The sequence below is a fragment of the Priestia sp. YIM B13551 genome (genome assembly GCF_042787905.1).
Lineage (GTDB): Bacteria > Bacillota > Bacilli > Bacillales > Bacillaceae_H > Priestia.
Map to the genome: position 1 here is coordinate 959438 of NZ_JBHZOX010000002.1, position 18737 is coordinate 978174.

Here is an 18737-nt window from a genome sequence, read left to right on the forward strand (position 1 = left end):
AGTAAAGGAATGATTGCTTTTTTATTAGGCTTGATGGACAGGAGACGCTTTTTTTAAAAACAGCCAGTTGATAAGAAAGAATAAGAAGCTTACGATAACCATTGTTCCGAATGTAAGTAACAGCGACCCGTTCGAAAGGCTTTTTATAAAATGAATAACCGGTTCTTTTGTCACTGGAATCGTAAACAGTAAAATTAAAACAGCACCGGTGATCATCCCTCCTGTTTGCCCGAATTTGTAAACGATACTGCCGAGCAAACACGATGCTGCTGTAATAAAAAAGATAAATACAGCGTCCGTTAAAAAGTGAACAGCGACAGTAGGGTCATGAAAGATAAAATCGCTCGCATAATAAAGCTGAACATTCATTAAATTGAAACTATTAATCACCTTTATTGAAATGCTCATGATGACAACATTGATAAGGGACATTACAATTGCAAATAAAGCAAAAACACAGGTCATCGTTAAAAGATATGCTTTACGAGTAGCTCCTAACTTTAAGCAAAAGGAGAAACTTTTTCGAATGATAATAAAACTTACAATACCTGAAAAGATGTACTGCGGCATACTTGTTACTAATAGAAGATGCTCATTCACCTGACTGAACACTAAAATATCTACTACAACAAAAGCTAACAGAATCGTCCAAAAGCGAATCATTAAATACTTTAGTTCAACGTAGAGCGAATAACTAATGGCGGCAAACTGTCCTTTCATTATGCTACACCTCCACGATTTGCTGTAAGATAAATCATAATATCCTGTATGTGAACAGCTTCTACATGAAATGAACTGTCGACAAGCTCTTCAGCATAAATATCTTCATTAAAGAGCACTATTTTTTTCTCTCCTCCGAATACTTGTTCATGGATTACTTGCTTTCCTTTTTCATATTCTTCAATTTGACTTTTAGGTCCTTTCACACTTACGCAGCGCTGCTGCAAATTTTCTGCCGTATCCTGAAGAATCAGCTTTCCTTTTTGCATAATGAGTACTTCTTCAAATAAATTACTTACCTCATCAATTAAATGCGTTGAAATAATGAACGTGCGTGGATATTCTTCATATTCATCCAATAAAAGCTCATAAAAACGCGCTCGCATCGCAGCATCAAGTCCAATATAAGGTTCATCAAAGATTGTGATGCTCGTTCGAGAAGATAGCCCAACAATAATTCCTAATGCTGATTCCATACCTTTAGATAATGCTTTCACTTTCATATTACAATCTAAATCGAACTCTTCCATAAGCCTCTCAGCAGCTTCTTCACTCCAGTAAGGATAAAAAAGTGACGCAATTTTTAGCACGTCTTTGACTTTTAATGTTTTTTTGAAATTTCCGCTTTCGTTAATTAAGCAGATGTTTTGCAAAACAGAGCGGTTTTCAAATGGAGATTGATTTCCCACTTTTACCTCTCCTGTCGTAACTGGAATATGTCCTGCTACAATTTGCATCAGAGTCGTTTTGCCGGCTCCGTTTCTACCTAGCAACCCGTATATTTTATTTTGTGCTAGCGTAAGTGAAATGTCTTTTAACACTTGTTTAGACCCATAGCATTTATTTAACAGCTGCGCTTCTATATTCATTTTATTTCCCCCTTGTCTAACAGCTCTTTTAGCTCGTTTACCGTAATCCCCAAATGCTGTGCTTCTTTTTTCAGGGGAACGATAAAACGGTTATAAAATTCTTCTTTTCTTTGTGTAAGCAATACTTCTTTGGCGCCCGCACATACAAACATCCCTATCCCTCTCTTTTTATACAATATTCCGTGGTCAACTAGCTGATTAATTCCTTTAGCTGCCGTTGCAGGGTTAATGCGATACATTTTGGCAAATTCATTCGTAGACGGTACTCTTTCTTCTTCTGGAAAAGCATCATTCAAAATATTCTCTTCGATGGTTTCTTTGATTTGTTGGAAAATTGGTCGCTGATGATCTAATGATTGTTTCATTTTGACTACCTCACTTAAGTGGTTCATTACTCATGTAACTAACTATATAACTGACTGGTTATTTTTTCAAGCGTTATTTCCAAAAAAAGAAAAAAAAGTCCGTCAGTTAGTTACTGACGGACTTTTTCATTTGACTGTTTAACCACTTGACCGTTCTTTTTACTAGCTCATCCTGCTGCTCTTTAGTGGAAATACTGGCTTTGTTGTCGCCTTTTTGTTTCCCGTACATTCCAAACTGTGCGTGATTAGCTCCTTTTACTTGGACCAGCTCCGTATTTTTTGAAAGTAAATGCTTGGTTTCTTTAATTTTTTCAGGCGTCGACAAACCATCTTTCTCACCGGTTAAAGACAAAATAGGATAAGTGGAAGTTGAAAAATTATTTTTATTCATCGGATACGATGCTAAAAGAACTAAGCCTTTTATTGAATCTTGATGATCATACGCATAAGAGGCTGCACTCACTCCTCCAAGGGAATGCCCTCCGATAAACCATGCGGAAATCTTCGGGTAGCTCTTCACAATATCCGTTGCTTTGTTTTGACTAAAAAAACTCATATTAAACGGAGAATCTACAACAGCAACAAGATATCCTTCATTTGCAATTTGCTGAGCATAATAGCCATATGCTAACGGCTCTACTTTAGCACCTTGATAAATAATATAGCCGGCTTTTATCTCTTTGTTCGTTTGAGGCTTGAATACGTAATAATCGTCTTTCTTCACTACTTTTTTCTCATCTACTAGTGAGTGAAGCTGCTTTGAAGGTTCATAATCAAAACCTGACCATATGACAAAAAAAGCCACGGTTACTGCAACAAGAACAGCAAGACCGACTCCTAATGTTTTTAACGTTTTTTTCATGTCACTCCCTCTTTCTGTTTTTTTACTATGTACTCTTTTTATATCTTTTAGACATTTTACATGTTTGTTTTAAAGATATACAAGAAAAAAGAGAGGTTCGATATGCCCAAAGCAGGACGCAGCAGAAGTGACATAAACCATTCCATATACTCGAAACAAAGAGAGAAAATTAAAAAGGCTGCTGCATGTAATAACGGGACAGCCTCATTAGCAGACAACCTTCACTAATGAATATCTCGTTTCTTAAACCTCCCTCCTCTAACTTCAGCAATAGCTGCTACAGCAAAAAAAGCAGATGGATCTATCTCATCGATAATCGCTTTTAGCTTTGCTTCTTCAAGCCTGGTAATAACACAAAAAATTACTTTTTTATCATCTCCCGTATACGCCCCTTCCCCATTTAAATACGTGACGCCTCTCCCTAAACGAGCAAGAATTGCTTCGCCAATTTGTTCATATTGTTCACTGATAATCCAAGCTGACTTAGACTCATCTAACCCTTGAATCACAATATCAATCGTTTTAAAAGCAATGAAGTAAGCCATTAAAGAATACATAGCGCGATCCCAGCCAAATACAAAACCGGCACTTCCCAAAATAAATAAATTAAAAAACATAATCGTCTCACCTACAGAGAAAGGCGTACGCTTATTAAATAAAATAGCTAATATCTCGGTGCCGTCTAGCGAACCTCCGTACCGAATAACAATTCCTACTCCCACACCGAGAACAATTCCGCCAAACACAGTGGCTAAAAGAGGATCACCTGTTAAGACCGGTAAGTCGTGAAAAATAGAGGTAGCAATGGATAGAATGATAACACCTAAAAGCGTAGATAGCGCAAATGTTTTTCCAATTTGCTTGTAGCCAATAAAAAAGAATGGAAGATTTAATACGAAGATATAAAAGCCGATTTGAACATCCGTTAAGTGGGATAAAATAATAGATATACCTACAATTCCACCGTCAATAACCTCATTAGGGACAAGAAAAAATTCTAGCCCGACGGCCATTAAAAGGGCTCCCACTAAAATAAACAGCATGCGCTTTACAATCATTTTAGCTGATAGCGAACGATGAACAACCTTTTTTATTTCATGATTCGTTTGCAGCACATAACTTCCCCTCCTTTTATGATAGAGACATCAACTACTAACCAAACCCTCTCTTTTAATATTATCACAAAATTCAAACTATTTACCTGCTCTTTTACAAAATTTTATCTAATGAAATAAATTATGCATATATTGGATAAAATTGTAGATGATAACAAGTGAATAAATGCCCGATCATGTTCAAAAGTGAATGCATGCCCACCACTTTTCATACGGGACTAACAGGACAAACTTAGATTAAAAGGAGAGTAAAACGTTATGAACCGTGTAAAGATTATTGCTGCTTCTTTACTCGCAGTTTTATTGCTAGCTTTTTCAGATAATTTCACTTCTGCAGCTGTGCAGGAGGCGATGATACGAGTTGTGCATGCGTCACCTGATGCACCTGAAGTAGATATATATGTGGACAATCAAAGCATCGTAGTCGGCGCATCGTTTAAAGATGTGACAGATTACCTTAAAGTACCTGCGGGGTCTCATAAAATAGAGGTATACGCCATAGGTACAAAAGGAAAAGAAAAACCTGTCATTTCCACTAATGTAACCGTCGAAGCAAACAAGGCCTATACTCTTGCTGCTATTAACCAAGTTGCACACTTAGAATTAAAAGTAGCTCAAGATGATATGAACGTAGCTAAAGGAAAGAGTAAAATTCGAATTGCTCACTTTTCTCCAGATGCTCCCGCTGTTAATGTAGGTATTAATCACGGCCCTACTTTGTTTAAAGACACTGCCTTTAAACAAATGACAAATTATTCTGAAGTAGATGCCGGAACCTATGATTTAACCATCGCAACTAGTCAAGACAATAAAAAAGTACTGGACATTCCAAACCTTAATTTAGAAGCTAACACGGTCTACACAGTGCTCGCTATTAACAAAGCCGACAGTCTTGAAACGCTTTTATTAAAAGATAATACGGCTATGCCTTCCGAAATGCCAAAAACAGGTATGGGCGGTGCTTCACAGGATAATTATAATTCAATTGTGCCAGTTCTTACTTTATTAGGAATTGGAGCGGTCGCTATATTTGTTGTTCGTCGTCACAGAGGATACGAAAGCGAATGAAATGGATAGGAGGGGTTTTCACCTTTTCTTTTATACTATTCATGAGCAGCTGGTTTGCCCAACCAGCAATTGCAAACGGCTCGACGGATTTTGTTGTGAAGATGGCTGAAACAAAATCGGCTCAATCCTTGAAATCTTCAGGAAACGCTTCTACGCCTCTTCCATCTCAGCTTATTATTCCGAAGCTTCATATTAAGGCTTTCATAAAAGGAATGGGCCTTACTAACCAAGGTGAAATGAGCGTTCCTGATAATGGTCATGATGTAGCTTGGTTTAAGCTTGGAGCAAGACCCGGAGAGGAAGGAAATGCGGTCATTGCAGGACATGTTGATGATCAAAAAGGACCCGCTATCTTCTATCATCTCGACAAGCTCACAAAAGGAGATGAAATTTTTGTAACCGATCAGCAAGGGGATCAGCTGACCTTTGTTGTTACCAATAAAGCTTCTTATCCCCGAGATTCTGCTCCTATCAGAGAGATTTTCGGTCCAACTTTTCAACACCAGCTTAATTTAATCACCTGTACGGGAACGTTTGATCATAAACAGAAAACTCATGAGCGAAGGCTCGTTATTTATACAAGCCTTCGCCCGGAAAAAACAGCCGATGTTTCTCACTAAACATCGGCGTTTATTACTTTTAATTACATACTGGTTCGTTTTATTTAAATATTTACACAGCCTTAATATGAACACAACATCTCACTAGTAAACTAATGCATGACCCCTCAATAAAAAGGAGTTTTGATATGAGACGAAAATGGTGGTTTGTAAGCTCACTCACTCTTTGTTTATGCGGCATTTTTATGTTTATACATACGCAGGCAGCTTCTATTCAAGCAGAAAAAGTAGCCATTATTGCTCATCGAGGCGCATCAGGGTATGAGCCAGAGCATACGATGCAATCTTATCTCGCGGCCGTCCAGCAAAAAGCGGATTACATTGAACTTGATCTTCACATGTCTAAAGATCAGCAGCTTGTAGCAATTCATGACTACAAAGTTGACCGAACGACAAATGGAACAGGATATGTAAAACAATATACAGTGAAGCAGCTTCAGCGTTTGAACGCAGGAAAAGGTAATAAAAAAGCCGTCATTCCAACTTTAGAAGAAATATTCCGTACGTTTGGCAATCGAACAAACTATTATATTGAAACAAAATCTCCTCATGAATATCCAGGTATGGAAAAGGAATTGTTGACGTTGATGGCTAAGTACAACATTCATACCAATCACGTCATTGTACAATCATTTAGTCCTGAAAGCTTAAAAACCGTCCATCGATACCGACCTACTATGAAACTAATTCAACTGATTCGTTCTAAGCAAACCAATATGTTAACAGATCAGCAGTTCAGACAAATCAAAACGTACGCGAACGGCATCGGTCCGAACGCAAACACGCTGACAAAACCATATGTACAAAAAGCTCGCTCGTACGATTTAGACGTTCATCCTTATACAGTAAATGACGAAAAACAAATGAGAACGCTTATCGAGTGGGGCGTAACCGGTATGTTTACTAATTACCCGGATCGTCTTTATAACGTGCTTCATAATAAATAAACACTTGCCGCGGCAAGTGTTTATTCTTTATACATCTCTTCTATTCGCTCTCCACAAGTACAGGCTAATTAATGCTATGGCATAAAGCAAAGCCCAGCCAAACACCAAAAATTTGTTTAATCCTTCGTTAATAAATTGAATGATTGCAGATACGGGTGGCAATACATACAGCAGCAGTCCGCCTCCTTGATACGGAAATGAGACGCCTGCCGCTGCAAGCGTAACGATTAAAATAAATAGAGGTCCAAACCATGATAAGCTGCCTTCTCTTACAACATCTCTTGTAAAAACAAGACCTATGCTCATACCAAGCAAACTAAACGTCCAGTGAATAATAAACCCAAACACCATTTGCTTAGTGGATATATCCACTTCAAACATATCAAGCAGCACGGGATAAGCAATAGAAACCGCTGATAAAAACGTAAACAGCAGCATACAGGTAATAAGCTTGCTCATAAAGTACTTGTTCTTTTTCCCTACATGAAGTTTTGTAATAACTTCTTGACTGGAATCTTCTGCGTGAAACAGCGACATCGTAAACCAAGTGGTTAGAAAAAAGAGGAAAAGTGCCGTATTAAAAAAGCTATCAAGCACCGGGTTCGGTCTATATGTATAGTTCATACACAGCGAAATAATATAAAGTGCAAGCGGCGGAATATATCGATACGATTTAATGTATGTAATAAAATGATAGCGAATCAATGCACCCATCTTAAATTTCTTCCCTTTCCATATGATATAGCTTTACAACTTCAGCTTGAACAGCAAGCAATTCTGCAAGAAACTCATTTACATATTTTTTATCTATATAAAAAATCCAGTAGTTTCCGTGCTGTTCAATTTTCGTGCACTTTTCTTTTAATAAACGAAGCGGCTTATTGAGAATGACATTTGCCTCAATAACCGTTAAATGCTCAATGAGTTGAACGCGCTCATTTTTTAAAATGCGCTGTGAGCCAATGGTGATAACACGATCGGCTACAGCATGAATGAGCCTTTCTTCATGACACGTAAATACAATGGTCATCCCTCGTTCTTTGAGCTTTGTAAAAATCCGTTCTACTTCTAGCTGAGCACGAGCATCTAATCCTGATAGAGGTTCATCAAGCAATAGCAGCTTAGAAGAACTCAGCAGTGCTTGCATCATGTTGACTTTTTGCTTCATTCCTTTTGAAAAAGAAATGATTTCTTCATGTCTAAACTCTACCATTTCGAAAGTTTCGAGCAGTTCTTCAATTCTAGAGCTGCGCTTTTTCTTAGACAATCCTTGAATTCGCCCCATGTGCTGCAGATAACCTGCTAGCGTAAAACGCAGCTCCTGAGGAAATTGTTCCACCACAAATCCAGGCGTACCGGTTTCTTTATGAAGGTGAATTGTCCCTTTAGTCGGTTTAGATAATCCGCCAATTAGCTTTAAAAACGTACTTTTTCCCGCACCGTTTTTTCCAACAATCGCGACAGTCTCTCCTTTATAAAGGGTCGTGTGAATGTTTTCTAATACGGTATGTTTTTTGTATACTTTTGCAACATTTTTTAATTCAATCAGTTTTTCCATCTGCTGCCTCGCCTCTCCATAATCCTATATGTTAAATCATAGCATATTTATGGGAAATGTGCTTCCATCTCTATACGTTTCAGCTAAATTTTTCCCGCACAAAAAAGCCTTTGATATGATCAAAGGCTTTTCATACACAATACCATATGCTCTTCATCGATAAATTCACCATCTACTTGAAGAGCTCTTTTTTCATACGCATAAGAAGTAAAACCGAGGCTTTTGTATAGGACTTTTGCTCCTTCATTTTTAGCAGCGACGGCTAGGTAGATTTGCAAAACATTTGTTTTTGAAAAAGCTTGTTCAACAGCGGTTTTTAACAGCTTCTTTCCAAGACCTTTCCCCCTTGCTTCAGGGGCTACGTACATCCCCCAAATATCTCCTTTATGCTGAACTTTTAAAGGCTTTTGCTGCTGAAACCCTACGATCCCCACAAGCTGTTTTTCTATAAAAGCTCCTACTACAAATTCTGATTGACTGCTTGGAAAATAATTTCGGATGTCAGCAATTTCTTTTTCATATTCTTCTTCATAACTTAAAATAAAACTTTCGGGATGATCTTTTAAAGCACGAAGACGGAGTTCAAAGTACACGTCAGCGTCTTCTTTTACCAACAATCGTATATTCATTTTTTCACCTTAGTTTCTTATGTTTTAATTAGCTATTAAGGGTTATACACGCTAAATACTTCATTCCACCGATACAGCTCATAATAATTTTCCGGCAGGTCTAAGCCTGAAATAAGTACCTTATCATTTTTCGTGTCTTTTACGCGTGTTAAAAGATTTGTTTGTTTTCGATTTGTACGAATCCACATCGTTTGATTCGTTGCTTTATGATAAACAGGCGCATAATCTCCTAATCCTTTTTGTGGAAATGTGAACTGACTTTGCTTATTGGTCTTTACGTTCATGCTATACAAAAAAGGCAGTGGCCTCTTTTTTTCATCATTCGACCACCCTGCTTCGGGCACACGTGAAATGATGATGTTATCTTTTTCTGTCCAAGTAAAATCCCAATCTGCGAAGCCTTTTGGAGTAAACACATGTTCTTTAAAAACCGGCATCTCTTTTAAAGTGAACTTTTTATTTTCAGTGGCAAACCTTCCTTCCCCATTAATAAATGCCAGTACTGGCTCTTCATTACTCCACTTAAACCAATTGGGTACATTAAGCATATCTCCCACTACTTGAAAAGCTTTCCCTTCTTTTGTAATGATGCACAGCTTATTTGCATCTGCAGACATCGAAGCCGTTGGAATAGCAATAAAACTAATCCATTGACCGTTAGGAGACCATTTGAAGCTGCTTGTTGTATAGGCAAAAAATGAATCATTTTCTGCTGGCAGCGTCGTAAAAGCCTCCACTTTTTTTACGTCTAACCCTGCATATTTGCTCACTGTATATAGCTTTACCGGTCCCCATCCCGTCGGCGCCAGCGCAGCAGCTGACGTAATTAAAAATCGATCTCCTTCTGGAAACCATGAAAACTGATCAACTCCTACGGCTACACGCTTCTTTTCATGCGTTTTAACGTTGTAATATACTAAGATTCCATTCGAAATATACGCAAGTTCCTCAGCAACCGGTGACCATTGATAATGAGTCACATCATGTTCAACAAGTAGCGGCTTTCCTTTTAACGGTGCAATCATTAAAGAATCATTTTCTGCATAAGCAACTATATCTCCATGTGATGACCATTGAGGCATAGAGGCATGACGGGCATAGGATAACTGCCTTTCGGTACCGTTATCATATACCCATAGGTTTCCTTGCCGTATAAAACTGACTTTCACTGTATTGGCAGCATTTATTTGCATAGGGAACAACATAAGAAAAAGCAGACATAACGCTATTTTTTTCACCATGTTCACTCCTGTCTTTTTTTATAGCGTTACACAAATCTCCTCATCTCATCACATTTTTGAAAAAATAAAAGAGGTTAAGACATAACGAAATGAATTTAATCGAAAGACGAACAAATGGGATACATGAGCTGAACCTCTTGTGACACCGCAGTTGATTTCCGTGCAAGACTTCGTCTAGCCCTCCAATCAACTGCTAGAAGCAACGAAATAAATGAAATCTCCGTTCACCATAACAAAAAAAACAAACCACTAATCAAATATTTTGATTAATGGTTCGTTTTTCACTTCGGCTAAACTACTTTTGTCCCAGCCTCTTTTAAAAAAATAAAAAAGCGCAGCGAATAGCTGCGCTTTTTGTATATTATGATTTTGACTTAGATTTTGGTGATGGCTTTGTTTTAGCTTGTGCTGTATTATTAGCCGCATCTTTTTCTTTTAATAAACTCATACGTTTTTTCAAGTAGTAACCTTGTCCAATTCCGAATAAGTTACCAATTACCCAATATAATGCAAGAGCAGATGGAAGTGAAATTCCCGCTACTAAGATGAAGATTGGCATAATGTTCATCATCATTTTCATTGGAGGTTGAATTTCATCCGTCATACTTACACGAATTTGTAAGAATGTCGTAATCGCTGCAACTACCGGTAAAATGAAGTAAGGATCTGGCTTTCCTAAACTTACCCATAAGAATGAATGCTGCGCAATTTCATGCGTTCGTGCAATGGCATTATAAAATGCGATAATAATAGGCATTTGAATAAAGATTGGCAAACATCCGCCAACCGGATTAATTTTATGCGTTTGGTAAAGCTGCATCATTTCTTTTTGCTGCTTTTGCTGTGTTTCAGGATCTTTTTTACCAGCATATTTCTTTTGAATCTTTTCCATCTCTGGACGAAGTGCTTGCATAGCCATCGTGCTCTTTTGCTGTTTTAAAATAAGTGGCAATAGAACTAAACGAATGATAACCGTCGCAATAATAATAGACAGACCATAGCTTCCGCCTGCCCACTCAGCAATTTTCGTTAATGCCATAGATAAAGGGTAAACAAAATAATGATCCCAGAAGCCGCCGCTTGTAGCCGTGACCGGTGTTTTTGTACTGCTACAGCCGGCTAGAGCTAAAAGAAGCGCTCCCATTAAACCAAGCAATAATAATTTTTTATTTCTTTTCATATTCTTTCCTCCTAATAATGACTAAATGTATGAAGTGTTTTTCAGAAGGAAAGGATCTTCTTCATCATTATTCTTCTCTTTAACTGGTGTTTTTCTATACACATGTATAAATACATTTCGTCTTTTCCATATTGTTAATACTGAAGGGTCAATCCCTGCATTCACATGGTCGGTGACAGGTTCCGCATGAAAAGCCGTAAACCTAGCTTCACGAAGCATATAATAACAAAGGATGTATAAAACGAAAGCAGATAAATACGGCGCATATAGAAAAAGATCGTGATAAAATTCCATGTGCCAGCTCTCTTTCTGACTATAATAGTACAATCCAATATATGTAGTGTAGCATTTACGTTCCTGTTACACAACATCAACTTATCTCTTTGACTGTTCTACGTATTACTTTTTAAAAAGTTTCATATTTACGACACAAAATTTGCTCACCATAAAATATGATGAGCAAATCTAATACCATTCTTTATTCTCGTATGCTTACCGCTGCTTCTCAGTCTTCTTTTAGTTTCATGAACCACGTAACGCCGAATGCTACACCTACAGAAATAATCATGCCGATTATATAGTGAATTAAATTGCTCATACCAAGCGGTGCAGCAATGGCCATCATTGGAATACCTGTGAGTCCGTAGGCATTGGCTACTACGTGCATAAGTACAACATAGCCTCCTCCGGCTGCTCCGCCTATAGCCGCCGCAATAAATGGCTTGCGAAGTCTTAAGTTGACGCCGAAAATAATCGGTTCTGTAATTCCTAAGAAGGAAGAAATAGCCGCTGGAATCGCAATTTTTTTCGTTTTGGCATTTTTCGTCTTAAAGTAAACAGCCAGCCCTGCTCCTCCTTGCGCCACATTCGCGCAGGCCCAAATAGGAAGTAAGAAGTTAACGCCAATCTTCGGATTAGCAAGCAGTCCTGCTTCAATAGCATGAAAACTGTGCTGCAAGCCTGTTAATACAATGGTGGAATATAAGCCACCAAACAAAATTCCTGCAAACACTCCGGCTACATCGTATAGAGACTGAAGGCTGATCGAGATTAAATCTCCAATATAGCGACCGAAAGGACCAATAAACACAAGTGACACAAAGCCTGTGATAATAACAGTTAAAAAAGGCGTAACAAGTAAATCAACCGAATTCGGCACAATTTTCCGGAGTCCCTTTTCAATTTTGCTCATGACGTAGATAGCCAATAAAATCGGAACGACCGTACCTTGATAGCCAATCAGCGGAATACTTAAGCCAAACAAATCCATATATTCTGGCTTAGCATCTGCTAATGTCCACGGATTTAATAACATCGGATGCGTTAAGATCCCGCCGATAACCGCTCCCAGATAAGGATTTGAACCAAATTCTTTTGCAGCTGAAAACCCGATTAAAATCGGTAAAATGATAAATGCTGCGCCTGAGAACATATCCAACAACACAAACAACGCGCTATCTTTTGAGACCCAGTGGAACGCTTTCATCATCCCGAGCAGTCCCATTAGTAAACCACTGGCTACAATGGCTGGAATAATCGGAACAAAAATATTGGAAAGCATGCGGGCAAAACGGGCAAATGGGTTCATTTTCTTTTTCATTTCTTCTTGATGATCCACTGGGGCAGCAGCCTCGTCAGCACCTAATTCTTTCACAAAAGCAGCGTGGATTTTATTAACGAGACCGGTTCCAAAAATGATTTGAAACTGTCCTGAATTTGAAAAAGCCCCTTTTACATCTTCTATTTCATCTAAACCTTTTTGATCGATTTTGCTTTCATCTCGAATAACTAGGCGCAAACGCGTAGCACAGTGCTGCGCACTAGCAATATTTTCTTTTCCTCCTAAAAGCGGAACAAGTTTTTTAGCAATTTCTTTTACGTCCATCTTACTTCCTCCTTTTTGTATGTCATAAAAAAAGCAAGACCTAAAACACGCTTATAAAAGACACACTTGTCCTTCATGCGCATTCTAGGTCTTGCCTGCTTTACCAGTCACAATCCCGATTATTCAATTAATACGCTTTCATTGTACTCAAAGCAACAATATTCGTCAATGTTTTTTTCTATATTCTTTGCTCTATTCGGCAAATGTGAAGCGTAATGTATCCTAACTCCGCTTCTGGAAAATTAATTTCGTACTCATCTTTGACAAATTGCTTTATCGTTTCAGCACACTGATACGATTTTTTATATTTGACTTTTAATACGTCGAGCATCTCTTCATCCATTTCATGAAAAGGTTCATTTTGCGCTAAACGGTTTAACGCAAAGCGCAAGTGAGTCAGCAGCCGCTGATAGGACATGCTGTTTTCATCAATCTCCGTATTCAGCTCTTTTTTTATAATCGTAACCATTTCATTAATAATCGTTGTATTCATCATGAGCTGCTGCATTCCCGGTGAATTCAGTTTCGCCGTATGAATATGAAGCGCAATATATCCCGCTTCGTCAACCGGCATCGTGATATCTAATCTCTTTTTGATATGCTGAAGAGCCCATACTCCTATTGCATACTCAGGCTGATAGAGAGATTTAATTTCATTAAGCAATTTATTTTGGATGGAAATACCGCGGGCTATCCTTTCAACAGCAAAAGATAAATGATCGCTCAAAGCAATATGCACATGATGACTTAACGTAGCAGAAAGCTGCTGCTCAGCATAAGAAATGATTTCTTCCGCCACTTGAATATGCTCTTCAGGAAGGTTTTTTAATAGTTCCTGAAACTTTTCCTGTTCTTCTTTCATGACAAAGACTTTCTCCACTTTTGCAGCATTAATAAGATCATTTTTACCTTTTTGAAAAGCAATACCGGGACCCATCGCAATTTTTTCAACTCCGCCTTCCTTAAAGACAACGGCGTTGTTATTTAACACTTTTAAAATCTTCAAATGCGCTCTCCTTTCTTAAAGGAAAAGGCCTTGCTTATTACTTCATCGTTACTTTTGCACAAGCCGTTTCGCCTTTTTGAACCGTCCCTTGAGCCAAAATTTCGAAACTTTCACTTGCATCACTGTTTGTAATAACGATTGGTGTGATAATGCTTTTCGCTTTTTCTTGAATAAGCGCTAAATCAAATGTGATAAGAGGTGTTCCTACACTTACTTTGTCACCTTGTGCCACGTGAGCTTCGAATCCTTCGCCTTCCATTGCCACTGTTTCAAGGCCGATATGTATTAATACTTCCGTACCGGCTTCTGTTTTTAAGCCTACCGCGTGTTTTGTATGGAAAAGCTGAACGACTTCCCCAGCAACAGGTGAAACAACTTGTCCTTCTGAAGGTTCGATTGCAAAACCGTCTCCCATCATCTTCTGTGCGAACACTGGATCTGGCACTTCGCTTATTGGCAGGATATTACCTGAAAGCGGAGCTAGAACGGTTGTTTCTTTTGATTTTGTCTTATTACCAAATAATTTTTTAAACATCTCAATCACCCTTTTTTAGATTGTACTTGTAGCATACCCCAATGATTCTGCAGAAAAACTTCCCCTATCCCGATGTTACGTTAACATGGTCATTATTTAACCATGCTTTTTTTGTCTTGTAAATAAAAATGTATAATCGTTTTTATAAGAAGTACGTTCTCTACGCTGCATTTTATGTAACCCTTTACATATTTTCCGAAGGCGGGATATTGAATTTTAAACCTAAAAAAAGCCCTTTTAAAGGGCTTTTGACATTAGAACGTTGATGCAACTTCTTTTGCTTTTTCAGATGCTTTTGCTAGAATATTGTCTGCTTCTGCTGGTGTGTAAGCCATGCCTTCTGCAACAACCAGTTGGAAATCTTGAACACCAATAAAGCTCATCACTGTACGTAAATAGCTTTGAGTAAATTCTAGCTCTGCCGCAGGGCCTTCTGAATACACTCCTCCACGAGCTTCTAGTAATACTACTTTTTTATCTGAAGCTAATCCTACTGGACCATTTTCAGTATATTTAAACGTTTTTCCTGCAATTAAAATGTTATCAATATATGCTTTCATTAGTGGAGGGAAGCTTAAGTTCCACATTGGAGCTGAGAAAATAACTTTGTCAGCTTGTAAAAACTGCTCTACTAATTCACCCATACGCGTTACTTTTTCTAATTCAACGGTTGATAATTCTTCACCAGCTCCAGCTTTTCCCCATGCCGCTAAAACATCTCCATCAATGAATGGAACTGTTTCTTTATACAGATCAAGCGTTGTCACTGTATCAGTCGGGTTTGCTGTTTTATACTCATCTAAGAAAACCTGTGCTAAACGAGTTGAAAATGATGCTTCATCAACCTGCGGATTTACTTTTACATATAATACATTTGCCATAAATGTCATCTCCTAAAAAGTGTCTATTATCATTAGTTCGAGATATTACTAAACAAATTATCTTTAATTCGAGATTTATTATATAACGCCATTTTTTATGCGTCAACCTTTTCGCACAAAAAAACTCCGCAAGCGGAGTTTTATACACATTGAAATTCTCGAATTTGATTTACATCTACCCCAGCATACACCCAGAAAGATCCTGTCCAGCGATATCCTGCAACTGAGCGTCTGCCTACAAAGGTTGGGTAAAACCAGTAAGGTCGACCATTTCTCGGCCATATATAGGTATATCGGTATAAGCATCCTGAAATAGCGCCTGGATCAACAGCATAAAGCGATGGACCTCCTGAACCTAGCTTTGGTGTAGGTGTAAAAGCTGGCGGTGGACTTGAAGGCGGCTGCGCTCCTCCCTGCGGGGGAAACCCTTGGCCCCCTCCTCCAGGTGGTGGCGGTGGAAACCCTTGACCTCCTCCTCCAGGTGGCGGTGGCGGAAATCCTTGGCCTCCTCCTCCAGGTGGCGGTGGCGGAAATCCTTGGCCTCCTCCAGGTGGAAACGATGGAAACCCTTGACCTCCTCCAGGTGGAAACAAATTTTGAAAACGTGGATCGTATTGATATGGATACATACGCACTCCCCCTTTATAATGCTTGCTACGTTACAATATGCATCATAATGAAGATAGGTGAATGTCTACTTTTACCTTCTATAGACTAATTGTACGTGTCAAACTTGATGAGCTCAAAGGGGAGCCTTACCGGAGGAAATAATAAATCCAACACGGAAACTACTTGCGTGTTGGATCTGCTTGCGGGAAATATTTTTCAATAAAATTATACAGCCAAAATACGGTAATCAAAATAGGAGCTATTAGAAAAGGATGTTGAACCCACATTTTTACCAGTACCTTTTCAAATGACGGAATCGATTTTAACACTTGAAATAACGAGCTTCCGCTAAAAATAACGCTCGTTCCTATCAATAAAAAAGATAGCCAGTTAAATTGATCCATCCACATGCTCATAGAGATATAAAAACTAACACCTGTTCCTATGCCCCCCATTATTCCGCTTAAAATACTTTTTACCGAAAAAGGAATCCCTACAAACCATCCAGCTCCTAGTCCTGCACACCCTGCTAAAATGCTAGAAAAAAGCAGCGGCTGCTCAAGCCAGAGACATGCATTCACTCCAACCACTAAGGTGACATGTATTCCTACGTGAAGGGAAATTCTTTTGCCAACAGGCTCTGAAACATAATGATAGTAGCGCCCGCTATAAAAAATTGTCCACCATAATAATAAAAATGCTATCACACTTGCCCCTATAATCATAAACACACCTCTCTACGTTATGATTCTATTAATCTCTATCTATTATTTTCCTAATATCCTGTGTCTCTTATTCGTTAATCTATCCGTATACCTTCTATACATTCGTTCATCAGCAAGAAAGTAGAATATAACTGTATTCTTGTCTCAACTGTTTACTCGTGGGAGTGCTAAGAAGTTGAATGTCTGCATGTAGAAAAAGATAGTATAGAGCACTTTCTCTTATCTTTACTATTATTCATATGTATAGCTTGCTAGATTTAGTCCTCGCAGTTTAGAATTTTTCAGTCGTTCATATGAAACTATTTGCCCTTTCTTTCGTTATATATATACACGTTTCTTTATCTTTTCACGTGCAAAAAAAGATGAATTCCTATAATATGTTTTCATATTAACCTTTAAGGAGATAAAGAAGATGAATTGAATAAATCCCTGCAAATAGAGTTTTTAGAAAAAAAGAAATTGTTATCATTTCTCCTATTTATGTTATAGAATAATTCATGTATAATAAAAGGCTGTATGGTAACGCAGCTTGCGACATATCTTTTCTTACTTTTAGCAAGTCTATATTCAAAGCAAAAACTGCAAAGTGGGGTTAGTGCGACTCTTCATTAATCGACTTTGCATTAAAAACCAACATTTTTCTTTTATCATAAAGAAAGAATGAGATTTAATAGTGACAGGTGAATAATATGGGTGAAAATCAAAGAAATGTTAGTAGATTTGACTGGAACTTGGCTTTCCTAATCTTCCTATTGTTTTGCGTAAGCGTTGTGGCAATCCATAGTGCTGAAAAAATTGGGCAGTATGATAAGAACTTCGTAGCGCAACAAGTTGTGTTTTATATAATCGGAATGGTGATTATAGGGTTTATCATGCGTTTTGACTCCGATCAGCTTCAAAAGCTAACGTGGGTTTTTTATGGATTTGGGAACTTTTTATTACTTCTTTTACTAGTGGCTCCGTCAAGCATTGCCAGAGAAATTAACGGGGCAAAAAGTTGGTTCACACTTCCCGGCTTTTCGTTACAGCCATCAGAGTTTATGAAAGTGTTTTTGATTATCACACTGAGTACGGTCATTGTTAAACACAATGAAAAATATCGTATCCGGACAGTAAGAGAAGACTTTTTACTGCTTGGTAAACTGGGTGCTGTACTTGCTTTACCTTTATTATTAATTATGCAGCAGCCTGACTTAGGTACCGCTCTTGTGTTCTTAGCAATCACGATCGGACTTGTATTTGTTTCAGGCGTAAGCTGGAAAATCATCGCGCCTGCATTTTTAGGTATTACGGCGGTTGGTTCTGTCATTTTGGGACTTGTTGTTTATGCACCTAACCTATTAGAAAAGTATCTAGGGGTTAAGCAATACCAATTTGGACGTATTTATTCTTGGCTTGATCCTGAGTCATATAGTTCGGGAGAGGGCTATCATTTAAAGAAATCGTTAGATGCAATTGGATCAGGAATGGTAAACGGTAAAGGAATCGGAAATGGAGTTGTCTATTTGCCAGAGGGACAGACCGACTTTATTTTTGCGGTTATTGGAGAAGAGTTTGGCTTTATAGGCGCCAGCATTGTTATTAGTCTTTTCTTCGTACTCGTTTATTACTTGATCAAGCTAGGCCTTGAAACAAAAAATGAATTCAATTCTTACTTATGTGTAGGCGTTATTTCAATGCTTACGTTCCACGTATTTCAAAATATCGGTATGACCATTCAAGTCTTGCCTATTACCGGAATTCCACTTCCTTTTATTTCATATGGAGGTAGTTCACTGATGGGGAACATGTTTGCAATGGGTCTGATGTTTGGAATCTCATGGCATCATAAACGCTATATGTTTGGAAATGATTAAAGAGAGACGATGGTCTCTCTTTTTTCTTTTATCTCCCTATTAAGCATGCTACAATGAAGAAAACGT

Annotated in this window: 22 protein-coding genes; 4 read left to right on the top strand and 18 right to left on the bottom strand. The window is 38.2% G+C overall.

Features of this window, described 5'->3' with window-relative positions; all coding sequences use genetic code 11:
• Positions 1 to 24: 24 nt before the first annotated feature.
• The 5 genes from ACFX4N_RS14575 to ACFX4N_RS14595 all read right to left on the bottom strand — a co-directional run bounded on the left by ACFX4N_RS14575 (position 25) and on the right by ACFX4N_RS14595 (position 3931).
• Positions 25 to 720, bottom strand: coding sequence for a hypothetical protein (locus tag ACFX4N_RS14575; RefSeq protein ID WP_029323910.1), 696 nt, complete (start codon positions 718 to 720; stop codon positions 25 to 27).
• A complete protein-coding gene (locus ACFX4N_RS14580) occupies positions 720 to 1589 on the bottom strand; it encodes an ABC transporter ATP-binding protein (RefSeq protein WP_029323912.1) in 870 nt (289 codons plus the stop codon). Before ACFX4N_RS14580 ends, ACFX4N_RS14575 begins: the two co-directional genes overlap by 1 nt.
• Entirely contained in the window at positions 1586 to 1954 is a 369-nt protein-coding gene (locus ACFX4N_RS14585; RefSeq protein ID WP_013058691.1) for a GntR family transcriptional regulator, read from the bottom strand. Before ACFX4N_RS14585 ends, ACFX4N_RS14580 begins: the two co-directional genes overlap by 4 nt.
• 106 nt (positions 1955 to 2060) lie before the next feature.
• The gene (locus ACFX4N_RS14590; RefSeq protein ID WP_057273892.1) at positions 2061 to 2816 is read right to left on the bottom strand and encodes an alpha/beta family hydrolase; all 756 of its coding nucleotides are present in this window, start codon (positions 2814 to 2816) and stop codon (positions 2061 to 2063) included.
• 224 nt (positions 2817 to 3040) lie between these two features.
• A complete protein-coding gene (locus ACFX4N_RS14595; protein ID WP_013058693.1) occupies positions 3041 to 3931 on the bottom strand; it encodes a YitT family protein in 891 nt (296 codons plus the stop codon).
• 258 nt (positions 3932 to 4189) lie between these two features.
• Between ACFX4N_RS14595 and ACFX4N_RS14600 the strand changes: the two genes are divergently transcribed.
• The 3 genes from ACFX4N_RS14600 (at position 4190) to ACFX4N_RS14610 (ending at position 6566) form a co-directional block, all read left to right on the top strand.
• On the top strand, positions 4190 to 4999 hold the full coding sequence (locus ACFX4N_RS14600) for a DUF4397 domain-containing protein (RefSeq protein ID WP_013058694.1): 810 nt from the start codon (positions 4190 to 4192) through the stop codon (positions 4997 to 4999).
• 41 nt (positions 5000 to 5040) lie between these two features.
• Entirely contained in the window at positions 5041 to 5619 is a 579-nt protein-coding gene (locus tag ACFX4N_RS14605; RefSeq protein ID WP_225518831.1) for a class F sortase, read from the top strand.
• 128 nt (positions 5620 to 5747) lie between these two features.
• Positions 5748 to 6566, top strand: a complete 819-nt coding sequence (locus tag ACFX4N_RS14610; protein WP_013058696.1) for a glycerophosphodiester phosphodiesterase family protein — start codon at positions 5748 to 5750, stop codon at positions 6564 to 6566.
• Positions 6567 to 6593: 27 nt separating this feature from the next.
• Here the strand turns inward: ACFX4N_RS14610 and ACFX4N_RS14615 are convergent, their stop codons facing one another.
• The 13 genes from ACFX4N_RS14615 to ACFX4N_RS14675 form a co-directional block, all read right to left on the bottom strand.
• Positions 6594 to 7280, bottom strand: a complete 687-nt coding sequence (locus tag ACFX4N_RS14615; protein ID WP_057273894.1) for a hypothetical protein — start codon at positions 7278 to 7280, stop codon at positions 6594 to 6596.
• A gap of 1 nt (position 7281) precedes the next feature.
• Positions 7282 to 8124 carry an ATP-binding cassette domain-containing protein gene (locus tag ACFX4N_RS14620; RefSeq protein ID WP_013058698.1) on the bottom strand — a complete coding sequence of 281 codons (843 nt, stop codon included), beginning with the start codon at positions 8122 to 8124 and terminating at the stop codon, positions 7282 to 7284.
• Positions 8125 to 8243: 119 nt separating this feature from the next.
• Positions 8244 to 8753 carry a GNAT family N-acetyltransferase gene (locus ACFX4N_RS14625; RefSeq protein WP_057273896.1) on the bottom strand — a complete coding sequence of 170 codons (510 nt, stop codon included), beginning with the start codon at positions 8751 to 8753 and terminating at the stop codon, positions 8244 to 8246.
• Between the two features lie 35 nt (positions 8754 to 8788).
• Positions 8789 to 9994, bottom strand: a complete 1206-nt coding sequence (locus ACFX4N_RS14630; RefSeq protein ID WP_057273897.1) for a TolB family protein — start codon at positions 9992 to 9994, stop codon at positions 8789 to 8791.
• A gap of 40 nt (positions 9995 to 10034) precedes the next feature.
• Positions 10035 to 10184, bottom strand: coding sequence for a hypothetical protein (locus ACFX4N_RS14635; protein WP_377261844.1), 150 nt, complete (start codon positions 10182 to 10184; stop codon positions 10035 to 10037).
• A 171-nt stretch (positions 10185 to 10355) separates the two neighbouring features.
• On the bottom strand, positions 10356 to 11174 hold the full coding sequence (yidC, locus tag ACFX4N_RS14640; protein ID WP_013058701.1) for a membrane protein insertase YidC: 819 nt from the start codon (positions 11172 to 11174) through the stop codon (positions 10356 to 10358).
• A gap of 21 nt (positions 11175 to 11195) precedes the next feature.
• Positions 11196 to 11468 carry a hypothetical protein gene (locus tag ACFX4N_RS14645; RefSeq protein WP_013058702.1) on the bottom strand — a complete coding sequence of 91 codons (273 nt, stop codon included), beginning with the start codon at positions 11466 to 11468 and terminating at the stop codon, positions 11196 to 11198.
• 211 nt (positions 11469 to 11679) lie between these two features.
• On the bottom strand, positions 11680 to 13059 hold the full coding sequence (locus tag ACFX4N_RS14650) for a sucrose-specific PTS transporter subunit IIBC (RefSeq protein WP_013058703.1): 1380 nt from the start codon (positions 13057 to 13059) through the stop codon (positions 11680 to 11682).
• Positions 13060 to 13237: 178 nt separating this feature from the next.
• On the bottom strand, positions 13238 to 14065 hold the full coding sequence (locus tag ACFX4N_RS14655; RefSeq protein ID WP_013058704.1) for a PRD domain-containing protein: 828 nt from the start codon (positions 14063 to 14065) through the stop codon (positions 13238 to 13240).
• Positions 14066 to 14102: 37 nt separating this feature from the next.
• The gene (locus ACFX4N_RS14660) at positions 14103 to 14600 is read right to left on the bottom strand and encodes a PTS sugar transporter subunit IIA (RefSeq protein ID WP_013084668.1); all 498 of its coding nucleotides are present in this window, start codon (positions 14598 to 14600) and stop codon (positions 14103 to 14105) included.
• Between the two features lie 254 nt (positions 14601 to 14854).
• Complete coding sequence (locus ACFX4N_RS14665; RefSeq protein WP_013058706.1) at positions 14855 to 15481, bottom strand: FMN-dependent NADH-azoreductase; 627 nt, start codon at positions 15479 to 15481, stop codon at positions 14855 to 14857.
• Positions 15482 to 15621: 140 nt separating this feature from the next.
• The gene (locus ACFX4N_RS14670; RefSeq protein WP_013058707.1) at positions 15622 to 16110 is read right to left on the bottom strand and encodes a hypothetical protein; all 489 of its coding nucleotides are present in this window, start codon (positions 16108 to 16110) and stop codon (positions 15622 to 15624) included.
• A gap of 159 nt (positions 16111 to 16269) precedes the next feature.
• A complete protein-coding gene (locus ACFX4N_RS14675; RefSeq protein WP_013058708.1) occupies positions 16270 to 16815 on the bottom strand; it encodes a hypothetical protein in 546 nt (181 codons plus the stop codon).
• A gap of 689 nt (positions 16816 to 17504) precedes the next feature.
• Here ACFX4N_RS14675 and ACFX4N_RS14680 point away from each other — a divergent pair.
• On the top strand, positions 17505 to 18671 hold the full coding sequence (locus ACFX4N_RS14680) for an FtsW/RodA/SpoVE family cell cycle protein (RefSeq protein WP_029323930.1): 1167 nt from the start codon (positions 17505 to 17507) through the stop codon (positions 18669 to 18671).
• The last annotated feature ends 66 nt before the right edge of the window (positions 18672 to 18737 follow it).